Annotated in this window: 4 protein-coding genes and 1 riboswitch; of the genes, 1 reads left to right on the top strand and 3 read right to left on the bottom strand. The window is 69.5% G+C overall.

Annotated features, from left to right (window positions below):
• Positions 1-104: 104 nt before the first annotated feature.
• From VN520_RS03530 to VN520_RS03520, 3 genes are all read right to left on the bottom strand, one after another.
• A complete protein-coding gene (locus VN520_RS03530) occupies positions 105-575 on the bottom strand; it encodes a C40 family peptidase (protein ID WP_325745347.1) in 471 nt (156 codons plus the stop codon).
• A 3-nt stretch (positions 576-578) separates the two neighbouring features.
• Positions 579-751, bottom strand: a riboswitch (cyclic di-AMP (ydaO/yuaA leader).
• A 365-nt stretch (positions 752-1,116) separates the two neighbouring features.
• Complete coding sequence (locus VN520_RS03525) at positions 1,117-1,425, bottom strand: hypothetical protein (protein ID WP_325745346.1); 309 nt, start codon at positions 1,423-1,425, stop codon at positions 1,117-1,119.
• Between the two features lie 7 nt (positions 1,426-1,432).
• Complete coding sequence (locus VN520_RS03520; protein ID WP_325745345.1) at positions 1,433-2,062, bottom strand: ATP-dependent Clp protease proteolytic subunit; 630 nt, start codon at positions 2,060-2,062, stop codon at positions 1,433-1,435.
• A 78-nt stretch (positions 2,063-2,140) separates the two neighbouring features.
• Between VN520_RS03520 and VN520_RS03515 the strand changes: the two genes are divergently transcribed.
• Positions 2,141-2,455 carry a type II toxin-antitoxin system Phd/YefM family antitoxin gene (locus VN520_RS03515; protein WP_325745344.1) on the top strand — a complete coding sequence of 105 codons (315 nt, stop codon included), beginning with the start codon at positions 2,141-2,143 and terminating at the stop codon, positions 2,453-2,455.
• The last annotated feature ends 79 nt before the right edge of the window (positions 2,456-2,534 follow it).

Here is a 2,534-nt window from a genome sequence, read left to right as displayed (position 1 = left end):
GTACCGCCCGTGCGGTCGAGGGCGGCAGCGGCCCTGCGCTCACCGCGCTGGGGCTCGTGCTGGTGGCGGGGCCCCCGCGGCGCCGGACCAAGGGGAAAGGGGTGTCAGCGGACCCTCCCGTACCAGACGCTGCCGGACCAGATCTTCTCCAGCCGGACCACGGCGCCGGCCTTCGGCGAGTGCCAGATCTTCCCGCTGCCGGCATAGATGCCGACGTGGTACACGCTGCGGCCCGAATGGAAGAAGACCAGGTCGCCGCGTTTCCGCTGCGACCTGGAGATGTGGCGGGTCTTGTTGTACTGCTGTTGCGCCGTGCGGGGAAGTTTCTTGCCGGCCTTCTTGAACGAGTAGAGCGTGAGCCCTGAGCAGTCGAACCGGTGAGGGCCTGTGGCACCCCATCTGTAGGGCGCGCCCTTCTTCGAGGCGGCGATCTTGAGCGCCTTCATCGAGTGGGTGGCGGCCTCGGCGTCGTTCACGAAACCAGGCGCCAGCATGGTGGTGCCCACGGCGAATGTCAGGACCGAGGCCGTACCGACCCGGGCGAACAGAGACGGGACATGAACCTGCGCAGTCATGCGCAACCCTTCGTCAGCCGCCTGTGAAGGATGACCTGTCGGGTTCGGGCTGGCGAAGTTGCCCGGCCGCACACGGCGGCTTCACCCCGAGGACCGCCCGGATCACCGGTCGGCCCGTTGCGCTCGGGTCCTCCACTCCTGCCGATCCACTCCTGTCGACCAGGCATCCGGACAGCGGCAGGACTCGGCGTCCGCCCGGACCGCCCCGCCGCGGTGGCGGGGGCTTGTCGTCCCAGGGATCTTTACGCACGCACTGCCGGATTTCATCGCTGAAACGGCGATATGTGAGAGTCATCACCTCTGATCCGATCGGGTGGCCGCAGCCGGTCCGGAGTCGCGGCGGCGGCAACGGACCAGCCGCGTACCAGCGGCGGAACGGTGCACGCCGTCCAGTGTCCGCACGGGTTGCGCAAGTTGGGCCGTAGCTCGGGAGGGGGAGCTTCTACGCCGATCGAGCGAGGAAAACTCATCGGCCCGTCGGGCGTGTCGTGAAAGGGCGTCGGAAAGCGGCGGCGGCCGCCGAGTCGGGCAGCGCGAACGCTCAACTCGATGACGCGGGAGGGACGGCGACCCGTCCCGCGCGACGCTCTCCGTCCAGCAGCCGCAGCGCCCTGGCGAGGGTTTCCGCGTGGATCTGCGACTCACCCCGCTCGTGCATCAGGACCAGTGCGTCCCGGAGGGCCGACGCCCGGGACGCGAGCGCCTGGGCCGCCCGGAGCGCCCCGTACGTGTCACCGCCACGCGCGGGATTGATGCGGCCGAGCTGGTCGAGCACCTCCAGGTAGCAGTCGATGAACTCGGCCTCGGCACGGGTCAGTGCGGGGAGCGGCGGGAACTGGGGGGAGAGCATCGGATGTTCACCTCGCGGTGTGCGGCGGCTGGGACGGCGTGCGGTTCTCCACGACGTGGTCCACCAGCCCGAACGCCAGGGCGGCCGGGGCGTCGAGGATGGTGTCCCGCTCGATGTCGGCGCTGATCTCCCGCGCGGAACGGCCCGTGTGACGGGCCAGCATGGCCGTGAGCAGCTCGCGCTCCAACTCCCGGGCCCGGATCTCGAGATCGGAGGGCTGGCCCTGCACCGGCTCGTCCAGAGCGGGCTGCTGGATGACTACCCGGGCGCCGGGCAGGGCATGTCGGCGTCCGGGCGCGCCGGCCGCGAGCAGCACCGCGGCGCTGGAACCCGCCTGGCCCAGACAGAAGGTCTCCACCTCGCAGGCGAGGAAGTGCATGGTGTCGTGGATCGCCGTCATGGCACCGAAGGAGCCGCCGGGCGAGTTGATGTAGAGGGAGAGGGGCCGGCCGGGGTCCGCGTGCTCCAGGTACATGAACTGTGCGATCAGGTCGGTCGCCGCGGTCTCGTCCACGGGTGTGCCGAGAAAGACGATCCGCTCGGACAGCAGCTTCGAGTAGGGATCCATGCTGCGGGATCCGTAGGCGGTGCGCTCGGTGAACTCGGGCAGGACGTAGCGGGCGGCGGGACGGAACATGGCGATGCCTCTCCTCGGACCGAGCGATTCGGAGTATGTAAAAAATGTACAGGACGTACAGGAGGTTAGAATGGGGATATGGCCTACGAGATTCCGGTGACGCAAGCCCGGGCGGAGCTCGCCGAACTGATCAACCGCGTCGTCTACGGGGGTGAGCGCGTGGTGGTGACCCGGCATGGAAAGCCGTTGATCGCCCTGGTGTCTGCTGCTGACCTGCAACGACTCGAAAACGAAGAGGCTGCGGCGCAGGAGGGGGCGGTCGAGGAGCAGGTGATCAGCTCGGTGTCCTCGTTCCGCTCCGTGTCATCCGCTCAGGGCGAACGGCACCGCTTCGGCATCGCCGCTGAGCACCGCGGCCATGAGGACCGCGGCCACGAGGACCGCGATCGCTGACCGCCGTCCAGGGCCGGGGCCGCGTCCGGGGGCGGCTGCGGGACCGCGGAGAGCCGCGTCCCGCCAGGACGGCGGGAGC

The organism is Streptomyces sp. (assembly GCF_035563135.1).
In the GTDB taxonomy this organism is placed as follows: Bacteria; Actinomycetota; Actinomycetes; order Streptomycetales; family Streptomycetaceae; genus Streptomyces.
The sequence above is the reverse complement of the archived record's forward strand: the minus strand, read 5'-3'. Positions and strand labels throughout refer to the sequence as shown.